Consider the following 21,721-nt stretch of genomic DNA (forward strand, 5'->3'; position numbering starts at 1 on the left):
ATTAAATTAGGATAACTGTAGCCATCCTCCTCCGGTGTCCTACCCATGAATCTGAAAGAACGTGTTGGCGAACTGCCCCAGGTGTTGCTTGGCTTGGTGTCCCTATCGGTGGCACTTGTCGCAGGCAGTCTAATCGGTGCCAGTGCGGTGGGGGAATTTACCCATGCCAATAATCTGGTGCAGGTGACGGGTTCGGCGCGCCGGGCGATCACTTCCGATTATATTGTCTGGCAATTTCGGGTCGAAAGCCAAAATCCTTCCCTCCAGGCGGCGTACAAACAGGTGACTGCCTACACGGAAAAAATCCGTCTGTATCTGCAAAGCCAGGGTATTCCTGAGAATGAAATTGTATTTTCTGCCCTGGAAAACGTGGCCCTCCAAGAGAATATCAATGGTCGGGATACGGGGCAAATTTTGGCCTATCGTTTGACCCAACGGGTGAAAATCAGTTCCAAAGAGGTGGATAAAATTGCCGCCCTGGTCAATCGTTCCAACGATTTAATCAATGAGGGCATTCCCATTATTTCCGACCCCCCCCAATATCTTTACACCGACTTGGCAAAACTGCGGGTGGAAATGGTAGCCGAAGCGGTGCGGGATGCCCAAAATCGTGCCCAAAGTATCGCCCAAGCCACCAACAGCCGGGTGGGGAAAGTCCGCAATGTGAATACCGGGGTGTTTCAGATTACGTCTCGGTTTTCCACCGATGTGAGTGACTATGGAATTTACGATACATCCTCCAAAGAAAAGGATATTACGGCGGTGGTGTCGGTGAGTTTTGGGTTGAATTAGCGATTGAGATATAGCAATCCTAAATGAGCATAGAATAGGGGTCACAGGGGCACCGCCCCCGGATTTGGTTTTATGAAATTGCTGTTCGTCAATGCCCATTTTGTAAGTGGTAAGGAAATATGTTTCAACAAATGCGTCGCCGTCTGGCACTTTGGTATGTGGGGGTGACGGCGGTTTTGCTGTTGGTGTTTGCGTTGGCGGGTTATGGGTACGTGCAAACCACTCTGAGCGAACGAATTGATGACACATTAGACCATGTGGCGGAGGTGGTGGTGGCAACTTTGCCCAGTGAACCGCCCCAGGGGCCGACGGATGTGGCGGAAGACCGGGTGGCTTTGGAATGGTTTGCCCCGACGGGGGAGCGTCTCTGGAGTACCTTGGATATGACGGTGGTGCCACGGCTACATCCGGGGGTGTGGCGGGAAACGGTGACCCTGAGCGGGGATGAGGCGATCCGGCAGGTGACCCAGCCCGTGTATCGGCAAGGGCAATTGTTGGGGTATTTGCGGGTTAGCCACCCGTGGTTTGAGGTGACCAAACCGGTGCGCCAATTGCTGGTGGATTTGACAGTGGCGGGGCTGGTGGCGCTGGCATTGGTGGCGGGGGCGGGCTGGTTTCTGTCCGGTTTGGCAATGGCACCGGTGCGGCAGTCCTATCAACGATTGGAGCAGTTTACCGCCGATGCGTCCCACGAACTGCGGAGTCCTTTGGCGAGTTTACAAATGAATTGGGAGTTATTACATAGTCAGTATCCCCAACACCCCCAGGTGCAGGCGATGGGCGGCTTGCTCCAACGGTTGAGTCGCTTGGTGGATGATTTGCTCTTTTTGGCACGGCAGGATACCCAGGGGGTGGCGGCGGTGGAACCCTGTCCCTTGGATGCCCTGGTAATGGAAGTGACCCAGGAACAGGCGGGGTTGGCGCAGGCGCAAGGGGTGAAGCTCCACCTGGAATTGCCTACCCTGGAGAATCCCGATACCCTCACGGTCTGGGGAAATTACAGCCAGTTGGGGCGGTTGTTGACCAATGTGATCCGGAATGCCTGGCAATATACGCCGTCCGGGGGGCAGGTGTGGGTGCGGTTGCAACCCCAGGGGGACAGCCTCACGGTGACCGTGCAGGATACGGGGGTGGGGATTGACCCGGCAGAGTTGCCCCGGGTGTTTGACCGGTTTTATCGGGTGGATCGGGCCAGGGGTGCCAGTGGGGGCAGTGGGCTGGGGTTGGCGATTGCCCAAAGCATTGTCCAGGCGCACCAGGGAACCCTTCACCTCACCAGTCAACCCGGCCAAGGCACCTTGGTGACGCTCACCCTGCCCCGGTTCAAAGGGCTAACTCATCAGGGGTCGGCAGACCGGCGGTGACCCCCAAATTCAGCAGGGCACTCCAGCTATCATCCCGCACCCCCGCATCCCCGTCCTGCAACCCCTGGCGCAGGGCTTCCACCACTTGCAAATAGAGGTTTTCCGGTAACTGCTCGGCAGGAATTTGCCCCAACGCCCAGGTACAGTTGCTCCGCACGGCGGCCACCGGGTCCTGTTGCAGGGTATGGCAGAGGGTTTGCACCACCTGGGGCAATAGGTCGGGCTGGGCCGGGAGCAGTTGCGCCAAAGCACTCGCCGCCCACAACCGCACCGCCGGAATATCCCACTGGAGGGCATTGATCAAGGTAGGCACCGCCTGCGCCGACCGACTGTAGCCCAACGCCCAGACAATCCCCTTGCGGACATACCCATTCGTCTCATGGCGCCACTGCTGGATCAAAAAGGGCACGGCGGCTGGGGTGGGATTGCGTCCTAGGGCATAGGCGGCACTCAACCGCACCAGGGGACAGGCATCCTGCAATAGGGGAATCAACCGTTCCCCCACCCGTTCATCCTGCAATTCACAAAACGCCCGGGCGGCCTGCATCCGTTGCAAAGGTTCACTGGCGGTCAACTGCGCCAACATCACCTCCGGGTCCGGCTCGGGAGTCTCCTGCCAGGTATCCAGAGGGCTGGCCAAATCCGGTTGGTCATCGGTGAACATAGCCTGGGATGCCCGCAAACGTCCAGAGATAGGGGTAATTAGATAATTTTACTTAGATATGGCCAACCTGATTGAATTTCAGCGTGGAGAACCCTTGAGCAGGTGCCACCCTCATCCCCCTAGGAACCCACCAGCCGCACCGTATCCCGAATGATTAAAAACACCCCCAACCCCAACAGCAGGAGTAACCCGGTTTGCATCACCCCCTCTTGCACCCGTGCCGGTAGCGGTCGTCCCCGCAAGGCTTCAATGAGTAAAAACACCAATTGCCCCCCATCCAGGGCAGGCAGAGGCAAAATATTGATCACCGCCAAATTGATGCTGATCAGAGCCGAAAATTGCAGTAAACTCGCCCAACTCGACCGGGCCAACCCCGCCCCCATCGCCACAATCGCCACCGGCCCCGCCACCTGATCAGCCGTCTCCCGGAAATGTTGCACCAACTCCCAATACCCCTGCACCGTAGTCGTCAACAGGCGATGAAATTCCTGCGCCCCCAACCCAATCGCCTCCCCAAGATTGCGGGAATGACGGGTGCCCACACTCACATTGTCCTGCAATTGTACCCCGATCCGTCCCTGCCCATTGGGGGTTGCCTCGGGGATGACCGTCAGTTCAACCACTTGATTTTGCCGCTGAATTTGTAAGCGCACCGCCTGATTCGGTCGGGATTGAATCGCCTCCACCACCCGATTCACCGCCTCTTTCCCCGGTGCCAAAGCCTGACCATCCACCGCCAGGATCACATCCCCCGCCCGTAAACCCGCCCGTTGCGCCACCGCACTGGTATCCAGGGCAATTTGGGGAATCCGTACCCCCGGTTGATAAACCAATTGGGGAATGCCCACGGTCAAGACCTGGGTGGTCAAAATCAAATACGCAAACAGTAAATTCGCCAACACCCCGGCACTGATCACCACCGCCCGGTCAGCAATCGGACGGTTGCGGAGCAAATTCGGGTCATCCTGGGCAATGCCACTTTCCGGGTCCTCCTCAGGAAAACCCACATAGCCCCCCAGGGGAATCGCTCGGATGGCGTACTGCACCTCCTTCCCCTGGTACGACCAAAGCGCCGGGCCAAACCCTAGGGAAAATTGACTGACCCGAATCCCCTGCACCCGGGCGGCCAAAAAATGCCCCAACTCATGAACCGCAATGAGAATCGCTAAAACGCCGACCGCCGCTAAAATGGACATAAAAATTTTTTTTGGATAATACCAGTCTGTCTATCTTAACCTAATTTCAGGAACCCCTACTGATTCAGGACAGACACTCCCAGGGGCGCACCCCCTCACTTGGTTTGCCAATCCCAGGGCAAGGACCTGCTGGCAGTGCCCACCGCTGTCGGGATACCAGAACCCCAACATTTGCGATACATTAAAAGATGTAAATTGGTTGGGTATCAGCCCGCCGACATCCATTTGAGAACCCGCACTTATGTTTACCAAACAAGTGTCCGATTCTCCCTTGTACAAGTGGTTCGATGAACGGCTTGACCTGACGGAGATTTCCGATGATATTGCCAGCAAGTATGTCCCCCCCCATGTCAATATCTTTTACTGCTTGGGTGGCATTACATTGACTTGCTTTTTGATCCAATTTGCGACGGGGTTTGCCATGACCTTCTACTACCGGCCGACGGTGGCGGAAGCATTTAACTCCGTGTCCTATTTAATGACCCAGGTGAATTTTGGCTGGTTGATCCGTTCGATTCACCGGTGGTCCGCCAGTATGATGGTGTTGATGATGATTCTGCACGTCTTCCGGGTCTATCTGACCGGCGGGTTCAAAAAACCCCGGGAATTGACCTGGGTGACGGGGGTGGTGCTGGCGGTGCTGACCGTATCCTTCGGTGTGACGGGCTATTCCCTCCCCTGGGACCAGGTGGGCTACTGGGCGGCGAAAATCGTCACCGGGGTGCCGGAAGCGGTGCCGGTGGTCGGTTCCCTGGTCGTCGAACTGTTGCGGGGGGGTGTAGCCGTTGGGCAAGGCACCTTGACCCGGTTTTACAGTGCCCATACCTTTGTGTTGCCCTGGTTGACGGCGGTGTTTATGCTGATGCACTTCCTGATGATCCGCAAACAAGGGATTTCGGGCCCCCTTTAGGTTGACGCTGTGTTACCCTGGATTCCATCTGCGAGGCGAATTTTATGTCCAACATTAAAAAACCCGATTTGTCCGACCCCAAATTGCGGCTGAAGCTGGCCAAGGGTTTGGGGCATAGTTCCTACGGGGAACCGGCCTGGCCGAACGACCTGCTGTACATTTTCCCGGTGGTGATCATGGGCACCTTTGCCTGTGTGGTGAGTTTGGCGGTGCTCGACCCCAGTATGTTGGGGGAACCGGGCGACCCCTTTGCCACGCCCCTGGAAATTCTGCCGGAATGGTACTTCTACCCCACGTTTAATCTTTTGCGGGTTCTGCCCAACAAGTTGCTGGGGGTTTTGGCCATGGCTTCTGTGCCCCTGGGTTTAGCCTTGGTGCCGTTTATCGAAAACGTGAACAAGTTCCAAAATCCCTTCCGCCGTCCCGTAGCGACCACCGTGTTTTTGGTGGGTACGTTTGTGACGATCTGGTTGGGGATTGGGGCGACGATGCCGATTAGCAAAGCCGTGACCCTAGGGCTGTTTTAGTCGGTGGGGCATGGCCGATACCGTGGTGGGTGGGGGTTAACCTCTGACTGCCACGGTATTGTGTATTTGGGGGTTTCCAGACACCATAAACGCTTTACTTTTACGTCAACATTCCCGTTTCACCCAAAAACCTGACTGTCGAAACGCTGGTTTGACCGAATCACAGCAGACCCAAAGGAGTAATGTCATGGAAACAATCAAGATTGAAATTTTGGGCACAGGTTGCAAAAAGTGCCAACAGCTTGAGGCAAATGCTAAAGAAGCTGTGGCCAATCTCAATTTAACTGCGGAAATTCTGCACATTACTGACCCCATTGAAATCGCCAAACGAGGTGTAATGTCCACTCCCGCTCTGACGATCAACGGCAAAGTCGTCAGCAAAGGTCAAGTCATCAGTCCCGAACAAATTCAGCCCTTATTACAGCGTTAAAAAGTCAAATTGATGTTCGATCCATTTTATCCTTTTGATTGGTTGGCAACCCAGATTGTCACCCAAATCTTCGGTTTGTCGATTGCATCGCATTTAGGGTCAAGTCTGCACTTCTTTCTTTACGATGTCCCCAAAGTCCTCACCTTGGTGATTGTGATCAGCTTTCTCGTTGGGACATTTCAGAGTTTTTTAGAGCCAGAGCGTGTGCGCTTTTTTCTACAAGGAAAGCGTACCCTTGTGGGAAACATTTTGGCGGCACTGGTTGGCATGGTCACACCTTTCTGTTCTTGCTCTGCGGTGCCTTTGTTCATTGGCTTCTTAGAAGCAGGTGTCCCGTTAGGCGTGACTTTCTCCTATCTGATCGCAGCGCCGATGGTGAATGAGGTGGCTGTGATTCTTTTGTGGGGATTGTTTGGTTTGAAGGTGACACTGATCTACATCGGTTTTGGTGTGGGTTTAGCGATCGTCTCTGGATACATCATCGGATTACTAAAATTAGAAAAATGGGTGGAACCCTTCGTCTGGGAACTGCAAAAAGCACGTCAAGTTATGCCGCTAGAGGATACAGACACCCTGGAACCAGTGGCACTGACTTGGCGGCAACGATTCAAGCAAGGACAGTTTCAAGCCAGCGAAATTGTGCGATCGGTTTGGCTTTATGTGGTGCTTGGCATTGCGATTGGGGCGGGGATTCATGGCTATGTCCCGACCGATTTTATTGCCAAATATGCGGGTGTTCAAAATCCTCTCGCCGTCCCCCTCGCCGTCATTTTAGGTGTACCGCTCTATGCCAACATTGCGGGTGTCATGCCGATTACCGAAGCTTTAGTCCATAAAGGAATGCCGATGGGTACAATTCTAGCGTTCACCATGGCAGTCACCGCTTTATCGCTACCTGAAATGGTGATTCTCAAGAAGGTGCTACGCCCTCAGCTCTTGGCTGTTTTTGTTGGACTCATGACTGTTGGTATTATTAGTATTGGTTACATCTTCAATGCAATTTTACTCTAAAAAGAGATGCCGCAATTCCACCGACCCATATGGACTTTGACAATTGAAGAGGTCTATGAATCTTTAGGCACTACTGCCAAGGGATTATCCCAAAATGAAGCCCAACAGAGATTAAAAAAATTTGGTGCAAACGAATTACCTGAACCGGTGCAACGTCCTTTGTGGCTGAGGTTTACCGATCAATTGACGCATTTTATGGCTCTGTTACTGTGGGTAGCAGGGATTCTGGCATTTATCTCGCATACACCTGAATTGGGCTGGGCCATTTGGGCGGTCATTTGGATTAATGCGATCTTCAGCTTTTCGCAAGAGTTTCAAGCGGAGAAAGCCCTATCGGCGTTGAAAAAAGTCTTACCGATGCAGGTGAAAGTTTATCGAGACGGCGAACTCAAGCAAATTCCCGCCAGAGAACTGGTGCGTGGCGATGTCATCCAATTGGAGGAAGGCGATCGCATTCCCGCAGATGCACGGTTAATCTCCGCCGAAAGTTTCTATCTCGATGTATCCGTGATGACAGGGGAATCGTTACCCGTGGCACGAAATCCTTACCCTGTGCGTCTGCGAGCAACTGTTCCCATGCGTGGCGGTAAAACGATACTGCGTCCAGGCGAACAACCGATGCAGGAAAAAGTCAATCCATCGGAAATTGCCAATCTGGTGTTGGCAGGTTCGACGGTCGTCGCAGGGAGAGGCGTGGCGGTGGTCTATGCCACGGGTGCGGAAACTGAGTTTGGACAGGTGGCGCATTTAACGACGGCCGTCAAGCGTGAACCCAGTACCTTAGAAATCCAAGTGGCGCAGATTGTGCGTCTGATTACGGCGATCGCCCTGGGTATGGGTGCCACGGTATTTGCCCTGAGCTACTCGCTGATTGGCATGAATGTGATGGAGAGCTTTATTTTTGCGATTGGGATTATTGTGGCGAATGTCCCTGAAGGTTTATTGCCAACCGTCACCCTAGCGCTGGCTCTCGGTGTCAAGAGAATGGTGCGACGTAATGCCTTAGTGCGGAAACTTTCGGCAGTGGAAACCCTGAGCGCAACTACGGTAATTTGCACTGACAAGACTGGCACATTAACTAAAAATGAAATGACCGTGCGCTATCTGTGGCTCCCTACCGAACTAACGCCATCGGCTAATGCGCTCACCAACGGGTTAATTGAAGTGACAGGCGCAGGTTACGATCCGAGTAGTGGCACAGTGCCGATTCCTGCCGATTCGGAAACCGCATGGAAAGCCCAAGTTTTACTAATTGGTTCAGCGCTTTGTTCAAATGCTAAATTAGTGCATCTGAATTCTCCAAGTCGTTGGCAAGAAATTGGCGATCCCACTGAGGCGGCGCTCTTAGTGGCGGCAGAAAAAGCAGGATTGAATTTAGAAGCTCTTCAACAGCAATATCCCCGCTTGCGGGAACTTCCCTTTGACTCGCGTCGCTTAATGATGACCGTGGTTGTGCATTGGCAAGGTTCGGAATTATGGTCAAGTCCATCCCCGCATCTGGCTTTTACGAAGGGGGCACCCTTAGAAGTTCTTAAACACTGCCATTGGATTTTACGTGATGGCAAACCTCAGGAGTTAACCCATGACGATTGGGATGAAGTCGTCAGGGCTAATGATGACTTGGCAAGACAAGGATTTCGGGTGTTAGGGCTTGCCGCGCGTCAGGGCGGACAGGAACTGCTCGATCTTAAGGCTCAGGATTTAGAACAGGATTTGATCTTTATTGGCTTGGTCGCCATGTTCGATCCACCCCGTGACGAAGTACCCAAGGCGGTCGCCCAATGTCATCAAGCGGGGATCAAAGTGACAATGGTGACGGGTGACTATGGACTAACCGCCGAAGCGATTGCCCGTCAGATTGGACTCGTCAGCGATAAAGTGCGGGTGGTCACGGGTGAAGACATGGGACATCTCTCGGACGCGCAACTCAAGCAAGTGCTGAAATATCGTCATGGCTTAGTATTTGCGCGGATGTCACCTGAGCATAAATTGCGATTGGTACAGGCATATAAAGATATTGGCGAAATTGTGGCGGTGACAGGGGATGGGGTGAATGATGCTCCCGCCTTACGGGCTGCGAATATTGGCATTGCGATGGGGCAGAATGGCACGGATGTGGCTCGGGAAGCGGCGGATATTGTGTTAACCGATGACAACTTTGCGACGATTGTAGTGGCGATTGAGCAGGGTCGGGCAATTTATCAGAATATTCGCAAGTTCATGACCTATATTCTTGCCTCAAATGTGCCGGAAATTGTGCCATTTTTAGCCATGGTCGCTTTCAAGATTCCGCCTGCGCTCACGATTTTACAAATTCTAGCGGTGGATTTAGGTACTGATATGGTTCCCGCCCTGGCCTTAGGAGCGGAAACACCCGAACCAGGAATGATGAATCGTCCACCCCGTGCGAAACAGGAATTTCTGCTCAATGCTCCCGTAATCATCCGCGCCTATCTATTTCTAGGTGTAATTGAGGCAGTTCTCTCAATGTTGGGATTCTTTATTGTTTGGTGGAGCTATGGCTACTCGCTGGCAGATTTGCAACAAGTGACACCGATGATTGTCAACCATACTGCCGATCCCGCAGTGACAGGCATCTATCGCCAAGCAACGACTATGACGCTAGCGGCGATCGTGGCTTGTCAAGTTGGTAATTTATTCGTTTGCCGTTCGTCGTGGGGTTCTATCTTCCGTCAGTCTTTGTCAAACAACAGTTTGATCTGGTTAGGAATCACGGTTGAATGTGTGGCTCTCTTCGCCTTCATCGACTTCGCTCCCTTTAGACAAGTATTCGGAACTGCCCCGTTAGCCAATTGGCATTGGTTGCTGTTGCTGGCTTGTCCAGTAATTTTGATCACTGCCGAAGAGCTTCGCAAGCTATTACTTCGTCATCGCAGACGAGGCAGTGTTCATTCAAACCACCGACTCTAAGCCTCATGAGAACTAAACCTTGGAAATATAGCAATCCTAAATGAAAATGGAATAGGGGTCGCAGGGGCACCGCCCCCGTCCTTGGTTCTGGAGAATTTCTGCTCACTAATCAAATAGGACTGCTAGAGTCATTTCGATTTAGAATACAACACTTTTCAGATATTTGTAATCGCTCTATTTCCTGGGCACCTCTACAAATTCAAAGTTAGCAGTCGCAGGGGGGCACCCCCGCCCTTGGTTCTGGAGAATTCTTGTTTGTTAATCAAGTAGGATTGCTATATATCCTTATCCATATCCTTGGATTTGTGAACAGGCTGTACCGATGTATCTAATGTATGTATCTAACCATTAGCCATCCATTACCTGTGCCAACCGCTTGGTGGTGATATTACAAAAAATTAATAAAAATGAAAAGAGTATGAAAAACACCCTGTCCCAATGGTATGCTGGTCATTATGAAAACATTATGAAAAGTACCAATGCGGGTTTGGTGGGTTTGGGGGTTGGGACTGCTGGTCTGGGGGTGTCAGGGGACTTCGCCGCCGCCCCAGGCGCAGGAAAAGGTGATTTTAACTACCTTTACCGTACTGGCGGACATGACCCGGAATGTGGCTGGGGAGCAGGTACGGGTGGAATCCATCACCAAGCCGGGAGCAGAAATTCACGGGTACGAACCCACGCCGATGGACATTGCCCAGGCCCAAAACGCCAGTTTGATTTTAGAAAATGGTCTGGGTTTGGAGCGGTGGGCGGAGCGATTTTACAGCAATTTGCGGGATGTGCCCAGGGTGACGGTGAGCCAGGGGATTACGCCGATTCCCATCCGTTCCGGTGCGTATCAAACCCAACCCAACCCCCATGCTTGGATGTCCCCTAAACTGGCGTTAATTTATGTGGAAAATATCCGCCAAGCTCTGGTAGAATTCGACCCTAGCAATGAAGCTATTTATACTCAAAATGCCCGACAATATCAACAAAAAATTCAACAATTAGACCAAAAATTACGGCAATCTTTGAGCGTCATTCCTACTTCCCAAAGGGTTTTGGTTTCCTGTGAAGGGGCATTTAGTTATTTGGCACGGGATTACCAACTCCAAGAAATTTATCTCTGGCCGATCAATGCGGAACAGCAAGGTACACCCCAACAAATTCGCCGCACGATTGAGCAGGTACGTGCCAGTAAGGTACCGGCGGTGTTTTGTGAAAGTACCGTGAATGACCAGGCGCAAAGGCAGGTTGCCCGGGAAGCAAAAGTGTCATTTGGAGGGATTTTTTATGTGGATTCCCTAACCCCACCAGGGGGTGCTGCCCCCACCTACTTGCACCTTTTGGAACACAACATCAATACCCTCATGCAAGGGTTACAAAATCAAGCTAATTCCAGGAGTTAACCCCATGCGTCAAACCCCAAGTATTGCTTTAGAAAATGTTACTGTTACCTATCACGATCAGGTGGCATTACACGGGATTAATTTAGCGCTACCACCGGGAACCATTGTGGGTTTGGTAGGCATGAATGGCAGTGGCAAATCCACGCTGTTTAAGACGATTATGGGCTTTATGACACCAAAAACCGGGCGGGTGTGGATTGAGGGGTTGCCCATTCATCAAGCACAAAAAAAGGGGTGGGTGGCGTACATTCCCCAAAGCGAACAGGTGGATTGGCAATTTCCGGTGAGTGTGCAGGATGTGGTGATGATGGGTCGCTACGGCTATATGAATTGGTTGCGAATTCCTCGCCCGATTGACCAGCGCATGGTGGAAATGAGCCTGCGACAAGTGGATATGTTACCCCTGAAAGACCGGCAGATTGGGGAACTGTCAGGAGGACAAAAAAAACGGGCTTTTCTGGCAAGAGCTTTGGCTCAACAGGCGCATATTTTACTGCTCGATGAACCCTTTAATGGGGTGGATATGAAAACGGAACGGGAAATCATTCAATTACTGATGGGGTTACGGGATGCGGGGCATACGATTTTGGTTTCGAGTCACGATTTAAGTGGAATTTCCACCTTTTGTGACCAAGTTATTTTGATCAACCAAACTATTTTGGCTTACGGCGCGACGCAAGAAGTGTTTACCCCCGAAAATCTCAGCCGCACCTTTGGGGTCACATTTCCAGAGATTATTTCCTAGTATCTGTAATCAAAGGCTGGTGTTTATGTGGGATTGGTTGATAGCACCCTTGCAGTATGAATTTATGGTCAAAGCCCTGTTGGTTAGTGGTTTTGTCGGGGTGGTGTGTGGGGTTTTGTCCTGCTATATGACCCTCAAGGGTTGGGCGTTGATGGGGGATGCGGTTGCCCATGCGGTGACCCCTGGGGTGGTTTTAGCCTATGTCTTGAATCTGCCTTTGGCGGTGGGGGCGTTGATTTTTGGGGTGGGTTCCGTGTGGTTGATGGGGTGGATTCACAAGCAAACCCGGATTCGGGAAGATGCGGTGATGGGTGTGGTGTTTACGGGATTGTTTGCTTTGGGTTTAGTTTTAATTTCTAAAACCCCAAGTAATGTGGATTTTTTGCATATTTTATTTGGCAATGTGCTGGGCATTCCCACTTCAGAAATGGTGCAAACCTTGGTAATTGGCGGGTTGACTTTAGGGATACTTTTGGTGTTTAAGAATGATTTGCTTTTGTTTTGTTTTGACCCCACCCACGCCCGTTCGATTGGGATCAATATTACGGGGTTACATTATTTACTACTAACGCTGTTATCCCTAACCATTGTGGTGGCATTGCAGACGGTGGGAATTGTGCTGGTGGTGGCGATGTTGATTACGCCGGGGGCGACGGCTTATTTGCTCACGGATCGCTTTGACCGGATGTTAATCCTGGCGGTGCTTTCCGGGCTAGGGGCAAGTGGGTTGGGGACTTATTTGAGCTATTATCTGGATGCTTCGACGGGGGGCTGTATTGTATTAGTACAAACGCTGTTGTTTCTCCTGGCGATGGTCTGGGCACCCAAGTATGGCTGGCTCCGGCGGGGGCAACGCCCGGGTTAAAAACATTCCGGTTCAAAAGGTCAGGGAATGGAAATTGGGGTTAAAAAATGTTGCTGATCGGGCGGGGGAGGTTACACTGGGAGCCAATGCACTGTCGGTAAAAGTATGCGCCCAATTCGCACGTTTAAGGTGTCTCCTGCGCTGCCGCCCCGGTTGGAACCCCTGCGGGCTTTGGCTTACAACCTCTACTGGGATTGGAGCGATGAGGTGAAGGAACTGTTTCGCCGGTTGGACCCGGATTTGTGGGAACAGAGCCGTCAGAACCCGGTATTGATGCTGGGGACGATCAGCCAGGAGCGGTTGCAGGCGGCGAGTACGGATGATGGGTTTTTGGCGCACCTGGAGCGGGCAGAACGGGAATTGCAGGACTATTTGCAGGAACGCAGTTGGTACCAGCGGCAACGGGGGACGCATACCCAGGAATGCTATGCCTATTTTTCGGCGGAATTTGGCTTGACTACGGCACTGCCTATCTACTCCGGGGGGTTGGGTGTGTTGGCAGGGGATCACCTGAAGTCGGCTAGTGATTTGGGTTTGCCGTTGGTGGGTGTGGGGCTATTGTACCAACAGGGTTATTTTCAACAGTATCTGACGGCGGATGGCTGGCAACAGGAACGTTATCCGATCAATGATTTTTACAATTTGCCCTTGCATTTGGAGCGGCAGGCGGATGGGTCGGAACTGCGGATTGAGGTGATTTTTCCCCAGCGGGTGGTGTATGCCCGGATTTGGCGGGTGGATGTGGGGCGGGTGCCATTGTACTTATTAGATACGAACATTCCCCCCAATAATCCCTATGACCAGGACATTACCGACCAGTTGTACGGTGGGGATTTGGATGTGCGGATTCACCAGGAGATGATGTTGGGGATTGGGGGGATTAAGGCTCTGCGGGCGTTGGGTCTGCAACCGACGGTCTATCACATGAATGAGGGGCATTCGGCGTTTTTGTCCCTGGAGCGGATGCGGGAGTTGATGGTGGAGCAGGGGTTGCCGTTTGCGGCGGCGAAGGAGGCGGTACAAGCCAGTCAGGTGTTTACCACCCATACACCGGTGCCTGCGGGGATTGATCTGTTTCCGCCGGATAAAATTCTCTACTACCTGGGGCGGTATCGGGAAATTTTTGGTCTCTCGGAGCAGGAGTTTTTGTCCTTGGGTCGGGAGCAGACCGGGGATTTTCAAGCCTCGTTTAATATGGCAATTTTTGCGATTCGGATGGCGAGTTTGGTCAATGGGGTAAGTCAACTGCACGCCCGGGTGAGTCGGCAGATGTTTGGCTCCCTGTGGGGGTTGACCCCGGAGGTGGAGGTGCCGATTCGGGGGATTACCAATGGGGTGCATGGGCGCAGTTGTGTGGCACCGGCGACCCAGAATCTTTACCAGCGCTATATCAGCCCGGATTGGTGGGCATTGCCTGCGGAAGCCCCGGAGTGGCAACGGGTGGAGGCGATCCCGGATGAGGAATTGTGGCGCATCCATGACCGGGCGAAGATGCAGATGATCCTCTACGTGCGGGAACGACTGCGGCGGGCGTTGGAGGAGCGGGGGGCATCCCAGGCGGAAATTCTCAAAACCCGGGAGGTGCTGGACCCGGAGGCATTGACCATTGGTTTTGCCCGGCGGTTTGCCACCTACAAGCGGGCGAATTTGTTTTTAGCCCAGCCGGAGCGGTTGTTGAAAATGTTGGCGGACCGGCAACGCCCCATCCAGTTTGTGTTTGCGGGGAAGGCGCATCCCAAGGACCACCCAGGTAAGGAGATGATCCGGGAGATTATTCATTTTGCCAAGGAACATGGGTTGGAGCGGCAGATCGTGTTTGTGCCCAACTACGACATCAATACGTCCCGGTTGATGGTGGCGGGGTGCGATGTGTGGCTGAATAATCCCCGTCGTCCCCGGGAAGCCTCGGGCACCAGTGGCATGAAGGCGGCGATGAATGGGGTGCCCAACCTGAGTACGCTGGATGGTTGGTGGGCGGAGGCGGATTACCTGCAGACGGGCTGGCCGATTGGTCGGGGCGAAGAGTACACGGATACCCAACTCCAGGATGAATTGGATGCCAATGCCCTGTACCAAACCCTTGAGGAAGATGTCCTGCCTTTGTACTACCAGCGGGATGCGGAGGGACTGCCCCGGGGCTGGTTGGCAAAAATGAAGGCGGCGATTCGGATCAATACCCCGTTTTTCAATACGGAGCGGATGGTGCAACAGTACGCCCAGGAAGCCTATTTCCCGGTGAGTGACCGCTGGAGCCATTTATCAGCCCAGGGCTATGCCAAGGCGCAGGGGTTGGCGGACTGGAAAGCGCGGGTGTTTCACCATTGGTACGACATCAAAATTCGGGAGGTGACGGCGCAAGCCCCCAAGGAGGTGCGGGTGTATGAACCGATTGGGGTGACGGCGCAAATTTACCTGGGAGCCTTGACCCCCGAGGATGTGCAGGTGCAACTGTACCAGGGGGAGGTGGATGCCACCGGGCATATCCCTGTCGGGCAGGTGGTGCCGATGACCTGTCAAGGACAAACTGGCGATGGCAGTTACACCTACACGGGGGAGGTGAGTTACCCCAACAGTGGGCTGCAGGGGTTTGCGGTGCGGTTATTGCCCCATCACCCGGACTTGGCCAATCCCTTTGAATTGGGCTTGATCCACTGGGGCAGTTAACACACCCAAATCTGGCTAATGGCAATCTGTCCCCCAAAACACACGGCTACGTCCGCCGCCGGGTCGTAGGGACGTTGTTGGTACACCCCTTGATAGAGAAATCCCTGGGGGGTCGCTGTGTACCGGATGGGCAGGGGTTGGGTGCAGGGGGGGCAAAAAACTACTTCCGGTTCCGGGGCGGTGGGGGGTAGGTGGGGAAAATTCACATTCCAAAAACTGCCCGGTGCTGGCTTTTGTAATAAAATCTGCAGGACGTGTTCGCTCCAGCGTTGGGTGCGTTGCCAGTCAATAGCCTCACCCCGTTGCTGGTACTGGGACAGGGCAATGGCGGGCACCCGATGCAAAGCCGCTTCCCGCACGGCGGCCACGGTTCCCGATTGGTAGAGGTCCACCCCCAGATTGGCACCCTGGTTTACCCCGGCGATCACCCAGGCGGTGTCCGGTTGCCAGTGGGCGAGGGTGAGGCGGACACAATCCACGGGGGTGCCTTGGACGGCGTAGCGGTGGGGGGAACGAAGTTCGACGGGGATGGGGTGTTGGGTGGTGATCTGGTGGCCACAGCCGGAAAACTGGGTATGGGGAGCGGCCACCAGAGCGTTTGGGAGTACCTGGGTGAGGACGTGCAATCCCGGTGCATCAATGCCGTCGTCGTTGGTGAGGAGGATGGCCACCGCCATGATTTAATCCTGATAGGGCACCTCTATCCTAATTATTTGCCTTACCAGCAAGTTATCTCGCTGGAATACCCATCCTGAAGCACCCTATATTTAACCCTATATTTAATTTAATCCTGGATATAGGGTTCACCCCGCACCAAAGCCATTTCCGCCCGCAGAAATTCCCGACCCAGATAGGCCGCATGGCTGAGTTGGCTGACCGGCTGAAAGGTTTGGCATTCTTCAAAAATCTGCACACAGAGTTCTTTGGCGGTGCGCCCCCGAAAGATATGGCTGGGTTCCCGTTGGACGGCCCCCCGGGCGGGGATGGGTTGGCCGGTATCGGGGTCAACGGCTAAGCCCCGGGCATCAATGGCGGTGGTGAACCATTTGGCGTAGATGTAGCCCTCCTGGGGGTCAATGTAAATAATGAAATAACCCGCCGGGTCGAGGTCGAGGTGGCGTTTGGAAAGATTTTCATCAATGCAACGGATTTGTTCCGCCCAATCAATGGACATCATGGCAACAGTTACGGGGACGAAGTTTGGGTATTCTTTCTATTGTGACCTGTTTGGGGTAGTCCTGGTGGGGCGGTGGCAACAGATACGCAATTATGTGCTGGTGCGTTTGCTCCTGGCACCGGTGATGCTCTGGACGGTGGTGACGTTGGTGTTTTTGCTATTGCGGGCAACGCCGGGGGACCCGGTGGATGCGATTTACGGGGGGCGGGCACCAGCGTCGGTGAAGGAAGCTCTGCGGGTTCAGTTGGGCTTGGATCAGCCCTTGTGGGGGCAATACCTGGCTTATCTGGGGCAATTGCTCCGGGGGGATTTGGGCACCTCCCTGACCGAACCGGGGCGCTCGGTGGGGGAAATCATTGGGGCGTACCTCCCGGCTACGGTGGAATTGGGGCTGGCAGGCTTTCTGGTGGCGGCGGGGCTGGGGGTGGGACTGGGGTTAATGACTGGCAGTCGCCCGGAGTCTAGCCCTTTGACGATTGGGGGTAAGGTATTTAGTTTGGTGAGCTATGCGGTGCCCCTGTTTTGGCTGGGGATGCTCTTGCAGTTGTGGTTGAGTGTGAATTGGCGGTGGTTTCCCTTGGGGGTGCGGTTTCCAGTGCAGGAGATGCCCCCGGCGGGAGCGACCGGGTTATATGTGCTGGACAGTCTGCTGGCTGGTAATTGGCGGCAGTTGCGAATTGCCCTGCATCACTTAGCCCTACCGAGTCTGACCTTGGGGGTGGTCTTGAGCGGCCTGCTGGAACGGATGGTGCGGGTGCAGGTGCGGGCGCAGTGGCGGGGGGATTACGTCGAGGCGGCTCGGGCGAGGGGCATTCCCGTCCGGTGGCTGTTGGGGCATCATGTATTACCCAATGCCCTGATTCCGGTGGTTGCTCTGCTGGGATTAACCTTGGCTTCCCTACTGGGGGGGGCGATTGTTACGGAAGTGACATTTTCCTGGCCGGGGTTGGCGAACCGTTTGTATGAGGCGATCAATCTGCGAGACTATCCCACCGTGCAGGGAATTGTGGTGTTTTTGGCAGTGGTGGTGGTGGTTTTGAGCATTCTTATTGATGTATTAACCGCCTTTATTGACCCCCGGGTGCAGTTGTGATCAGGGTGTATAAATACTCAGAATAATTTCTATTTTTACTTAACAATTCCTTCGGAGCTATTAAGCCTTTTGGTAGAGAATTTCCGCAGGTTCCACTGAGGTGATTACACTGGATTAAAGACCCCCCCAGGCACATTATGGACGTGACATCTTGTTTGATCAATTGCTTACCGATTGGGGTAGTCCTGACCGAGGAGGGGGGGCGGATTTTGCATTGCAATCAGGTGATGGCGGATTGGTTTTCCCTTGATCCCCAGCAGGTACAGGGCAATGGGATTACGGAATTTTGGCCGGAGTTGGCCGCCTATTTGCGGTGGCAGGAATTGGGGGGACGGGTGCGGTTATCCACCCCGGAGGGTTGGCTGATGATGCGGGTGCTGGTGCGGAAGTTAGCCCAGGGGGCGCAGGGGTGGTTGGTGTGGAGTTTTGTGCCGGAACATAGCCGGGATTTGGAGCAGTCCCAGCAGGAATTTATTGACACCATTAGCCACGAATTGCGTACCCCGTTGACCAGTATCAAGGGGTTTGTGGATACCCTCTTGGCACCGCAAAATCGTTTTAGCCGTAGCCAGACCCGCCATTTTTTGGAGATTGTCCAGACCCAGGTGGCGCAACTGTCCGCTTTGGTGGAGGGGGTGTTGGCGGTGTCCCGCTCGCCGGTACTGCCGGGGCATTTTCGGCCGGTACAGGTGGGGGATTTGGTGCCCCAGGTGATGCAGGATTTGGCGGTGCGGCATGGGGAGGAGCGGGTCGAGTGGCGCATTCAGGATTTGCCTGCGGTGTGGAGTGACCCGGGCTTGTTGGTGCCGATTCTGGTGCAGGTGTTGGACTACGCCCTGACCCATACGCCGGTGGATACCCGGGTGCAGGTGCGGGGTTGTCCGGGGGGGACGGGGGTGCAAATCGGGGTGCCGGAGTTGGATTTGGGGGAACTATGGTATCCCTTTGGGCCGACCCGACCAGGGATGGGGCTGTATGTGGCGCAGATGTTGGTGGAGCGGTTGCAGGGGCGGTTACTCCTGGGACAGGGACTGACGTTGGAATTGCCCCGGGCGGCTCGAATGACAACACCAGTAGCGGGTTTGTCCTAGGTCGTGGTGATCTTGTTATCTTGGGAACCGCTCTTAAAGTCTTGAGAATGGAACAGGGGTCGCAGGGGCACCGCCCCCGTCCTTGGTTCTGGAGAATTTCTGTTTGTTAATCAAGTAGGATTGCTATATTTATTAATTTCTATTTAGGGCATTTCTAAAAATAGGTCGCAGGGGCACCGCCCCCGTCTATGGTTCTCGATAGCCTGCGTGGCGTAGCCATTAATATCGGCATTTCAGCGAAATAATCTGCCAGTGGCGACAATAATACAGAGGTGCCCTTTATCAATTAAACCCGCACCCAAACCCCCCAGCGGTACAACCCATACAGCGCCACCCACCATAGCCCCACCATTACCAAAGCAAACCCCAGAGACCCCCCCCACGCCCCCGCCCAGGGCACAAAGGCATTTTCAAAGACCCAAGTCCCCAAGGGCGTTTCCCCCACCCGATAAAAGCGCAAACTCCGTCCCAACAATCCCGCCCCCACAAACAGGACAATCGCATTACGCCCAAACACCAGCCACGGCCAGCACCAGCCCCGTCGCCCCCACACCTCAATCCACTGGTGCAAACCCGCCAGGGCTAACACCGCCCAACCCCCGCTCCACAGCACATAGGAACTTGTCCACAGGGGTTTATTCCAGGGCAGTAGCCCCTGCCAGCCATACCCCAACCCCAACAGCACCAACCCGCCCAACGCCAGGGTTTTCGGCGCACCGCCCTTGTGCAACCACAGCCCCGCCTCCACGCCCAACAGCACCGTGACCAGAGCGGGTAAGGTTCCCAGCAAACTCTCCGGGTCGCCCTGGCTAAAAAATGGCGCCAACGGGTACAGATGTTGGGTTCCCAGGAGCCAGCGATCCAACCATGCCCCCCAATTTCCCGTCGGAGTCAGCGGGTCAAGCCCCACCCCTGGCACTGGCACCCATGTTAGTAAAATGGCATAACTAAGTAATATCAATACCATGAGGCTACGGCGTACCCACGGGCGGGTATAATGCAGGACAAACATGGCTGTCAGGTAACACAATGCGATCCGTTGCAGTACGCCCAGCAGACGGATGCGTTCCCAATCGTAGGTGGGAAACCCATTCAGCAATAGACCTAAAGCGATTAAAACCAATGTGCGCCGCCAGATGCGGACCGGGGAAGCCCCCCGCCGGGAAGATAAAGGCAGTGCCGCCCCCATGATGAATAAAAAAAATGGAAAAATCAAATCCGTAGGGGTACACCCATGCCATTCGGCGTGGCGCAAAGGGGGCAATACATAAGCCCAACTACCGGGATTATTGACCAGGATCATCGCCGCCATGGTCATGCCCCGCAAAACATCTAAACTTAACCAACGTTGGGACATGGGTGGTGTCCAAGCAAGTTATGTAATACTAAATATTCAGCCGTTGATAAATTGCATCTAAATTTTGCAGGTGGGCTTCGGGGTCAAAACAAGCCGCAATTGCTTCAGGGGATAAATACTTTTGAACCGTGGCATCCCGTTCGACCAAAGCCCGAAAATCCCCCCCCTCCCGATTCCAGGCTTGATGGGCAAGACTTTGCACCAATTGATAAGCATCCTCCCGGCTCATCCCCTTTTGCACCAGGGATAAGAGGACTTGTTGACTAAAAATCACCCCACCGTAGCGATACAAATTCCGGCGCATATTCTCCGGGTAAATCTGTAGGGTTTGTACCAAATCCGTCAATTCCACCAGCATAAAATGCGCCACAATACTCGCATCCCCCATCGCCACCCGCTCCACCGCACTGTGGGAAATATCCCGCTCATGCCAGAGGGCAACATTTTCTAAACCAGCAGTCGCATACCCCCGCAGTAACCGTGCCAACCCGGTGAGCCGCTCGGAACGGATGGGATTGCGCTTGTGGGGCATGGCGGACGACCCCTTTTGTCCTGGGGCGAAAAATTCCTCCACCTCCAGCACCTCGGTCCGTTGCAAATGCCGAATTTCCACCGCAAACCGCTCCAGGGAAGCCCCCAACAGTGCCAGTACCTGGAGGTATTCCGCATGGCGGTCCCGACTGATCACCTGGGTCGAGGCACAATCCGGGGTCAAGCCCAAACTCTGGCAGGCCAGTACCTCCACCCGGGGGTCGAGATGGGCGTAGGTGCCCACCGCTCCGGAGATTTTCCCCACCGCCACCTGGGTGCGTAACCGGGTCAACCGCTCCCGCTGTCTCAATAATTCCGCCAGCCACCCCGCCAACTTGAACCCAAAGGTGATCGGTTCAGCATGAATGCCGTGGGAACGCCCGACCATCACCGTGTGCCGATGCCGCTGGGCCTGGGAGCGCACCACCTGGATCAACTGTTCCACCTGCGCCAGGATGACTTCCAAACTCCCCACCATCTGCAACGCCAACCCCGTATCCAACACATCCGAACTGGTCAACCCCAGATGTACATAACGCCCCGCCTCCCCCAACGATTCATTAAGATTGGTTAAAAATGCGATCACATCATGGCGCACCGTCTGCTCGATTTCCTGGATGCGTTGGGGGTCAAACCGAGCCTGTTGGCGAATCTGGGTCATGATTTCAACGGGAATATTGCCCAGGGTGGTTTGGGCTTCACACACCGCCAATTCCACGTCCAGCCAGGTCTGAAACTTGGCAGTCTCCGTCCAAAATTTACCCATAGCGGGCAGGGTATAGCGTTCGATCACGGGGAAGGTTCCAGCACAGCAGTTCTATCCTATAGCTTGCGTGGCGTCGCCATCGCCCCCGGTGTGCCAAATCACCGCCATTAATTTATCCCCATCACCATCATTTCCAGACCCCTCGGCTAATCTAGGATCAAGAGCGAATGTGTGGAACATCCAGCCGATGTCCGCCTTCGTAGTATTCAGCAGTTG

The 21,721-nt window shown here is 54.1% G+C and carries 19 protein-coding genes; 13 read left to right on the top strand and 6 right to left on the bottom strand.

What is annotated here, in order from left to right; genetic code table 11:
- The first annotated feature begins 45 nt into the window (after window positions 1-45).
- On the top strand, window positions 46-792 hold the full coding sequence (locus MLD66_RS07850) for an SIMPL domain-containing protein (RefSeq protein ID WP_247216704.1): 747 nt from the start codon (window positions 46-48) through the stop codon (window positions 790-792).
- 119 nt (window positions 793-911) lie between these two features.
- Window positions 912-2,156, top strand: coding sequence for a HAMP domain-containing sensor histidine kinase (locus tag MLD66_RS07855; protein WP_247216706.1), 1,245 nt, complete (start codon window positions 912-914; stop codon window positions 2,154-2,156).
- Here the strand turns inward: MLD66_RS07855 and MLD66_RS07860 are convergent.
- Together MLD66_RS07860 and rseP are read right to left on the bottom strand one after the other, a co-directional pair.
- Entirely contained in the window at window positions 2,116-2,820 is a 705-nt protein-coding gene (locus tag MLD66_RS07860; protein ID WP_247216708.1) for a HEAT repeat domain-containing protein, read from the bottom strand. The genes MLD66_RS07855 and MLD66_RS07860 overlap by 41 nt on opposite strands.
- 119 nt (window positions 2,821-2,939) lie before the next feature.
- Entirely contained in the window at window positions 2,940-4,016 is a 1,077-nt protein-coding gene (rseP, locus tag MLD66_RS07865) for an RIP metalloprotease RseP (RefSeq protein WP_247216710.1), read from the bottom strand.
- A 241-nt stretch (window positions 4,017-4,257) separates the two neighbouring features.
- Here rseP and petB point away from each other — a divergent pair, with 241 nt between their 5' ends.
- The 9 genes from petB (at window position 4,258) to glgP (ending at window position 15,490) form a co-directional block, all read left to right on the top strand.
- Window positions 4,258-4,926 (top strand): cytochrome b6, encoded by a 669-nt coding sequence (gene petB, locus MLD66_RS07870; RefSeq protein ID WP_247216712.1) that lies wholly within the window; start codon window positions 4,258-4,260, stop codon window positions 4,924-4,926.
- Between the two features lie 44 nt (window positions 4,927-4,970).
- Window positions 4,971-5,453: a cytochrome b6-f complex subunit IV gene (gene petD, locus MLD66_RS07875; protein WP_247216714.1), complete on the top strand. Its 483-nt coding sequence runs from the start codon at window positions 4,971-4,973 to the stop codon at window positions 5,451-5,453.
- Between the two features lie 187 nt (window positions 5,454-5,640).
- Entirely contained in the window at window positions 5,641-5,883 is a 243-nt protein-coding gene (locus tag MLD66_RS07880; RefSeq protein WP_247216716.1) for a thioredoxin family protein, read from the top strand.
- A 42-nt stretch (window positions 5,884-5,925) separates the two neighbouring features.
- On the top strand, window positions 5,926-6,894 hold the full coding sequence (locus tag MLD66_RS07885; RefSeq protein WP_247216718.1) for a permease: 969 nt from the start codon (window positions 5,926-5,928) through the stop codon (window positions 6,892-6,894).
- A 6-nt stretch (window positions 6,895-6,900) separates the two neighbouring features.
- A complete protein-coding gene (locus tag MLD66_RS07890; protein WP_247216720.1) occupies window positions 6,901-9,825 on the top strand; it encodes a cation-transporting P-type ATPase in 2,925 nt (974 codons plus the stop codon).
- A gap of 479 nt (window positions 9,826-10,304) precedes the next feature.
- The gene (locus MLD66_RS07895; protein WP_247216722.1) at window positions 10,305-11,216 is read left to right on the top strand and encodes a metal ABC transporter substrate-binding protein; all 912 of its coding nucleotides are present in this window, start codon (window positions 10,305-10,307) and stop codon (window positions 11,214-11,216) included.
- Between the two features lie 4 nt (window positions 11,217-11,220).
- Window positions 11,221-11,961 (top strand): metal ABC transporter ATP-binding protein, encoded by a 741-nt coding sequence (locus MLD66_RS07900; protein ID WP_247216724.1) that lies wholly within the window; start codon window positions 11,221-11,223, stop codon window positions 11,959-11,961.
- A 25-nt stretch (window positions 11,962-11,986) separates the two neighbouring features.
- Complete coding sequence (locus MLD66_RS07905; protein WP_247216726.1) at window positions 11,987-12,826, top strand: metal ABC transporter permease; 840 nt, start codon at window positions 11,987-11,989, stop codon at window positions 12,824-12,826.
- A 105-nt stretch (window positions 12,827-12,931) separates the two neighbouring features.
- Window positions 12,932-15,490, top strand: a complete 2,559-nt coding sequence (gene glgP / locus MLD66_RS07910; protein ID WP_247216728.1) for an alpha-glucan family phosphorylase — start codon at window positions 12,932-12,934, stop codon at window positions 15,488-15,490.
- Here the strand turns inward: glgP and surE are convergent.
- Together surE and MLD66_RS07920 are read right to left on the bottom strand one after the other, a co-directional pair.
- On the bottom strand, window positions 15,487-16,161 hold the full coding sequence (surE, locus tag MLD66_RS07915; RefSeq protein ID WP_247219028.1) for a 5'/3'-nucleotidase SurE: 675 nt from the start codon (window positions 16,159-16,161) through the stop codon (window positions 15,487-15,489). The two genes, glgP and surE, sit on opposite strands and share 4 nt — an antisense overlap.
- 113 nt (window positions 16,162-16,274) lie before the next feature.
- On the bottom strand, window positions 16,275-16,667 hold the full coding sequence (locus MLD66_RS07920; RefSeq protein WP_247216730.1) for a DUF4346 domain-containing protein: 393 nt from the start codon (window positions 16,665-16,667) through the stop codon (window positions 16,275-16,277).
- Between the two features lie 64 nt (window positions 16,668-16,731).
- On the opposite strand from MLD66_RS07920, the gene MLD66_RS07925 reads away from it, so the two are divergent.
- The gene (locus MLD66_RS07925) at window positions 16,732-17,760 is read left to right on the top strand and encodes an ABC transporter permease (protein ID WP_247219030.1); all 1,029 of its coding nucleotides are present in this window, start codon (window positions 16,732-16,734) and stop codon (window positions 17,758-17,760) included.
- Window positions 17,761-17,897: 137 nt separating this feature from the next.
- Complete coding sequence (locus MLD66_RS14515; protein WP_281438436.1) at window positions 17,898-18,851, top strand: PAS domain-containing sensor histidine kinase; 954 nt, start codon at window positions 17,898-17,900, stop codon at window positions 18,849-18,851.
- A gap of 286 nt (window positions 18,852-19,137) precedes the next feature.
- Here MLD66_RS14515 and MLD66_RS07935 read toward each other — a convergent pair whose 3' ends face one another.
- Both MLD66_RS07935 and purB read right to left on the bottom strand, forming a co-directional pair.
- Window positions 19,138-20,208, bottom strand: a complete 1,071-nt coding sequence (locus MLD66_RS07935) for a heparan-alpha-glucosaminide N-acetyltransferase domain-containing protein (protein WP_247216732.1) — start codon at window positions 20,206-20,208, stop codon at window positions 19,138-19,140.
- A gap of 28 nt (window positions 20,209-20,236) precedes the next feature.
- Window positions 20,237-21,532 carry an adenylosuccinate lyase gene (gene purB, locus MLD66_RS07940; RefSeq protein WP_247216734.1) on the bottom strand — a complete coding sequence of 432 codons (1,296 nt, stop codon included), beginning with the start codon at window positions 21,530-21,532 and terminating at the stop codon, window positions 20,237-20,239.
- Between the last annotated feature and the right edge of the window lie 189 nt (window positions 21,533-21,721).

This window comes from Synechococcus sp. C9 (genome assembly GCF_022984075.1).
Taxonomy (GTDB): domain Bacteria; phylum Cyanobacteriota; class Cyanobacteriia; order Gloeomargaritales; family Gloeomargaritaceae; genus Gloeomargarita.